This is a genomic window from Euzebyales bacterium (genome assembly GCA_036374135.1).
GTDB lineage: Bacteria > Actinomycetota > Nitriliruptoria > Euzebyales > JAHELV01 > JAHELV01.
The window spans coordinates 1-5,332 of record DASUUK010000098.1; the positions used below are offsets into that span (position 1 = coordinate 1).

The 5,332-nt window shown below is 72.1% G+C and carries 5 protein-coding genes; 4 read left to right on the forward strand and 1 reads right to left on the reverse strand.

The window, feature by feature from the left end:
- On the forward strand, positions 1–456 hold a 456-nt coding region (locus VFZ70_16325), incomplete at its 5' end, for a hypothetical protein (GenBank protein ID HEX6257376.1).
- Positions 457–571: 115 nt separating this feature from the next.
- Here the strand turns inward: VFZ70_16325 and VFZ70_16330 are convergent.
- A complete protein-coding gene (locus VFZ70_16330) occupies positions 572–3,298 on the reverse strand; it encodes a helix-turn-helix domain-containing protein (protein ID HEX6257377.1) in 2,727 nt (908 codons plus the stop codon).
- 122 nt (positions 3,299–3,420) lie between these two features.
- Here VFZ70_16330 and VFZ70_16335 point away from each other — a divergent pair, with 122 nt between their 5' ends.
- From VFZ70_16335 to VFZ70_16345, 3 genes are all read left to right on the forward strand, one after another.
- Positions 3,421–4,152: a hypothetical protein gene (locus VFZ70_16335; protein ID HEX6257378.1), complete on the forward strand. Its 732-nt coding sequence runs from the start codon at positions 3,421–3,423 to the stop codon at positions 4,150–4,152.
- The gene (locus VFZ70_16340; protein ID HEX6257379.1) at positions 4,149–4,610 is read left to right on the forward strand and encodes an ester cyclase; all 462 of its coding nucleotides are present in this window, start codon (positions 4,149–4,151) and stop codon (positions 4,608–4,610) included. Before VFZ70_16335 ends, VFZ70_16340 begins: the two co-directional genes overlap by 4 nt.
- A gap of 28 nt (positions 4,611–4,638) precedes the next feature.
- A partial coding sequence (locus tag VFZ70_16345; GenBank protein ID HEX6257380.1) for a cupredoxin domain-containing protein occupies positions 4,639–5,332 on the forward strand: 694 nt, incomplete at its 3' end.

Below are 5,332 nucleotides of genomic sequence, written 5' to 3' on the forward strand. Positions count from 1 at the left end.
ATCGGTGGCAGCGTCCTCATGCTCGTCACCTTCGGCGTCGTCGCCGCGTTCGTGGGGATGGACATCACACCCGAGCAGTCGCTCATGAGGTTCCCCGACATCAGAGCCGCACGGACCGTGGAGAACAGCCTCTACCTCGGAGTCCTCCTCCTGTGGGTCGTCCACTGCCTCGCGCTGTACCGCGGACTGCGCCGAACCAGCCCGACGCCTGCGCTGTTCGGGACCGCCCTGAGCATCCTGGGCCTCGTCGTGCTCGCGGCCGGCGCGCTGCCCCACGTCGCCACCGCCCCGCTGTCCGACCTCTACCACGCTGCCGGGGCGACCCCGCAGGATCAGGCGACCCTGGTGCTGGTCTGGCACGGCATCCACGCCATGTTCGACGCGCTGCTGTTAGCTTCGGCGCTGGTGAACGTAGCCAATTGGCTGCGTTGGCTACGTCAAGTGGGCTTGACATGACACGAATTGCGTACAGTGTGGCGGTGGTGGGTCGGACGGTACGCCACGCGAGATGAACCGCTGGAAGCCTGCCCTGAGCGCCTTCGCGATCCGCTTCGAAAGGCCGCAAGCTCCGTCAGACCCGCCCGAAGGTCTCCATGGGGCCACACGCGTGTTCGAGGATTTCCTGCGTCGGGTGGGTCAGGCCGGTCCTTCGTGCGGTCTCGCGAACCTCGGGTGCCAGCGAGGTTCCGATCGTGGCCAGGGTGCGGGCGTGGCCGGTGGGGTGCACGGGTGGGATCGCGACCCCGATCTGCGCGCGGACAGCTTCACGGGCGCCGTCGAGCTCTGCGGCGAGCGCCGGGTCGCCCCGGCTGGCGGCTATCCCGGCGAGGCCTTCGAGGCACCACGGCAGGTAGAGCAGGTTGCCGATGGTGTGGAACAGGTCGGCAGCTTCTGTCAGCGCGTCCAGCGCGGCGGCATCGTCGCCGTCGGCCAGTTCGACGTGCCCGAGGATGGTCAGGGCCATTGCCTGGTCCCAACGGTCGTCGTGTCGTCGGCCGAGGTCGAGGCCTTCTTTCAGCAGTGCTCGTGCCCGCTCATGCTGGCCCAGGTTGAGTGCGGCCGTAGCAACGCCGCCGAGGTCGCGCGCCAGGTGGAGGATGTCGCCGCGGTCGCGGTGCAGCGCGAGGGCGTCCCGAAAGGCCTCGTCGGCGTGCTCGTGGTCACCACGGAACATTGCGATGTTGCCGAGCTGGAAGAACAGTTCGGCGACCTCGCCGGTGTCACCGAGCCGGTGCCAGATCTCGAGGCTCTCGGTCGCGTGGGCTTCGGCGCTGTCGTGGTCGGCGGTGTTCGTGGCGTGCCAGGCGAGGAACGACAGCGCCTGGGCGATCAGTCGGTCGTCGCCTGAGGCCCGTGCCACGGTGAGGCCTTCTGTGGCAAGGTCGTGCGCTTCGTCCATATCGCCGGTGAACATGCTGCCGCTGCCGAGGCCGAGCAGAGCCTCGGCCTCGCCAGCGGAATCGCCGGCCGTGCGTGCCACGTCGCGCGCCTCGGCGTGGGCGCGGAGCGAGTCGGCGTAGCGGTTGCGCCGTCGCGTGACGTGACCGTGGACGTTGAGGGCGGCCACGAGGTGACGGGGCTCGCGTCCGCCGCGGGCCAGCGCGACGGCGGCCGCGCACGCGGCGTCGGCGGCGTCGTGATCGGCCTGGTCCATCGCCAGGCGAGCGGCGCCGACTAGACACGCCAGCCGCTGCGCCGCGTCCGCCGCGTCCGCGCCCTGTAGAGCGAGCGCGTCACGCAGCCACCGTCGTCCCTCGGTGAGGTGACCGCGCTGGAACCAGAATGGCCACAGGCTGCCGGCGAGGCGCACGGCCGCCGATGCGTCCCCGCGGTCGCACAGCCACTCCAGCGCGACGCGCAGGTTGTCGTGCTCGGCATCCAGGCGGGCGGCCGCGTCGGGTGCGTCGGGCCCCGACAGGCCGGCCGCCGCAGACTCCGCGAGCGCGACGAAGTGGTCGGCGTGACGCCGACGGGCATCGTCGACCTCACCGTGGGCGTGCAGCTGTTCGGCCGCGAACTCGCGGATCGTCTCGAGCAGCACCACCCGCGGCGCGTCGTCGGGTGCACACGACGCTGACAACCGCACCAGGTTGCTGTCGATCAGGGCGGTCACCTGGTCGAGCACCGGGCGCTCGTCGCCGGGTCCGCAGACCGCCTCGGCCGCCTCGAGCGTGCAGCCTCCGGCGAACACGCTCAGCCGCCGCAGCACCACCTGGTCGGCCTCGGCCAGCAGGTCGTAGCTCCACGCGATCGCGTCCCGCAGGGTCCGTTGCCGCGCCGGGAGATCCCGCGGCCCGTCGACGAGCACGGCCAGACGACGGTCGAGTCGCGCACGCAACGCCGCCGGCGGCAACATCCGCACGCGCGCGGCGGCCAGCTCGAGCGCGAGCGGCAGACCGTCGAGCTGGCGGCAGATGTCCACGACGACCCGCAGGCTGTCCGCATCATCCGGAAGATCGGCACCGGCCGCACACGCGCGGTCGACGAACAGCTCGACGGCCGGCGACGTCGCCAGCGCCGTAGTGTCGTCGGACGGGTCGGGCAGCGGCAGCGGTGCGATCGCGTAGTCGCGGCCGCCACGGACCCGCAGCGACACCCGGCTGGTCGCGAGCACGACCAGATCGGGACACGCCTCGAGCACCGCCACGACATCCAGCGTGGCGGGCAGCAGGTGCTCGACGTTGTCGAGAACGACCAGCAGCCGCCGTCCGCGCAGCCCCGCCACGACACGCTCGCGCAGCGGCGTCGCGTCGCTGTCGTCGATCCCGGCGCCGGCGCCAATCCTGCGCAGCACCAGAGCCGGGTCGCGCAACGGGGTGAGGTCCACGAACACGACGCCGTGGGGGAACGCCTCGCGTGCCTGCCGCGCAGCCTCGATCGCGACGCGGGTCTTGCCGACCCCGCCCGGGCCGGTCAGCGTCAACAGCTGCGGGTCACCGCGCCGCAGCAGCTCGGCGATGGCGGCGGTGACGCCCGCGCGTCCCAACAGCGGGGTCAGGGGGCGGGGCAGCGACCCGGACGATGTCGTCGGCGGGCGGTCGGCCGCAGGGGCGTCGGACGGGCTCGCGGCCGCGACCAGCGCGGTGCGGTCCGCGGCCGACAGTTCGAGCGCGTCCGCGAGCAGCCCGACCGTCGTCAGCCGTGGGCGGCGGGTGGGATCGCGTTCGAGGTCGCTGACCGCTTTGGCGCTCACGCGTGCCCGCTCGGCGAGCGCTTCCTGGGTCAGGCCCGCCGCGACTCGGACGCGCCGCAGGATCGCCCCGAACGGGGGCTGACCCCGACCCGCGCTGGTGTCCACCACAGCAGATTCTAGGGAAACGTCCAGCGAACGGGGAGTCCTCGTCGTGGTGCGGGTTGCGGCGGTCGATCACGCTGCGGTCGACGGTCCGCTGTGGACAGCAGAGGTGGACGATGCAACCGATGACGTCGACAATCGACCGCGCGACGCAGCGGCCGACGCGGGAGCTCGGAGCCGTAGCGTTGGTCGCCATCGGCGCGGTGTGTGGCCTGGCGTGGGCCGCGGGTCTGCGCGGGTTCATGGCGCAGATCGCCGGACCCGGCTCCGCTGTCGAGTGGGTGGGGACGTTTGGGTGGATCCTGGCGCCGGGTGTGCTCACCGGCGCGGTGTTCGGGTGGGCCGAGCACCTGCGCCGCACCGGCGGTGGGCGGGGGTGGCGGTGGCTCGCGACGGCGCCACTGCTGTTCGCGGGTGTGCTCGTCCACGGGTTGGTGACCGCTCCGGGCGGCCTGATGGCCGGGCTGGAGCAGTTCGCCGCCAACCCGCTCGGTGGAGGCGCGATCGGGGTGCCGCTGTACGGGATGGTCAGCGGCTACGCGTTGTCGGGCCGCGGTCCGTTGTGGGGACGGGTCGTCGGTGGGGTCGTCGGCCTGACGTCCATCCCGATCTGGGCGCTCACGGTCACCGGATTCGCGGGCCTCGACCTTGCGGTTACGACGTCCCGCGGCGCGTGGGTCGCGCTGTTCTACTGGTCGTTCCTCGCGGTGCTGGCGTTCGGGTGCGCGATCCCGCACCGACCCGTCATCAGGCTACCGCACGGAGGTTCGTCGCCCGGTGCGACCTCGGGTAGCGCAGCGGCAGGTCACGAGACAGCGGCAACCTACCCGCAAACGACACCGTCTTCCGTGGCATGAGCGCCCACGACATGCGGTCGGCGGCCGTGCCACCGGAGCAGATGAAGCGGCAGGCCCGCCGCCTCGCCGAGGAGGTGTTCACGCAGGGCGACCTGGGCGTCGTCGGTGACGTCCTCGGCGACGCCTATCTCGACCACGGCCCGGCGCTGTCCGCGCGGACCGGGCTCGGAGGGCTCACGGACCGGGTCACCGCCCTACGTCGGGCGTTCCCCGACCTGTACCTGATCGTCGAGGACCAGATCGCCGAGGCCGACCGGGTGGTCACCCGCAGCACCGCCCGCGGCACCCACACGGGCGAATTCCTCGGTATCGAACCCACAGGTCGGCGGGTCGTGTTCGAGGTCATCGACGTCAACCGGGTCGGCGACGACGGACGGATCGCCGAGCACTGGGCGGCGGTCGACACCCACAGCCTGCTCGTGCAGCTCGGCGCCCTGCGGAGCAATCCGGCGGCGTAGACAACCACCACTCAGCGAGGAGACCGACATGACCACGATCCGCCCCACCAGTCTACGTCCACCTACCAGCACCGAACCGATGGCACCGGCAGGCACGCGACGTCGCATCAGCTGGCTCGCCCTGCTCGTCGCATCGGCCTGCGCCACGATCGCATCGTTCGCGATCGCGCTGATCATCGCCGGCAGCATCGAGGCGTTCTTCCTGGCGATGGCGGCCCCGATCACCCTCGGACTGCTCCTCGTGTGGCGGTGGCGGCGGACCGGCGTCGTGGTGCTCGGCGTTGTGCTGCTCGCCGAACTGCTGGCCAGCGCGCCGTTCCTGGTCGACGCGCTGACCCACCCCGAGAGCCCCGGCGACTTCCTCCCGCTGACGCTGTTCACCGTGGCGACCCTCGTCGGTAGCGTCGCCGCGGTGCCGGCCTTCCGAGCGGCCCGGGAACCCGGTCGACCGGCTCCGCGATCCGCCGTGCCGGTCGCCGTCGTCGCGGTCGCGGTCCTGGTCGCCGCGACGGCAGTATCCGTCGTCGCGGCGGGCCGCGTCGACAGCGTCACCGCGCAGCCCGGCGACGTCGAGCTGACCGCCCAGGACTTCCGGTTCGACACGAGCAGCGTGACGGCCGACGCCGGCACCGTGGCAGTCACGGTCACCAACGACGACGCCACCCGCCACACATTCACGATCGACGAGCTCGGCGTGAACCTCGACGTGCCGCCCGGCACCA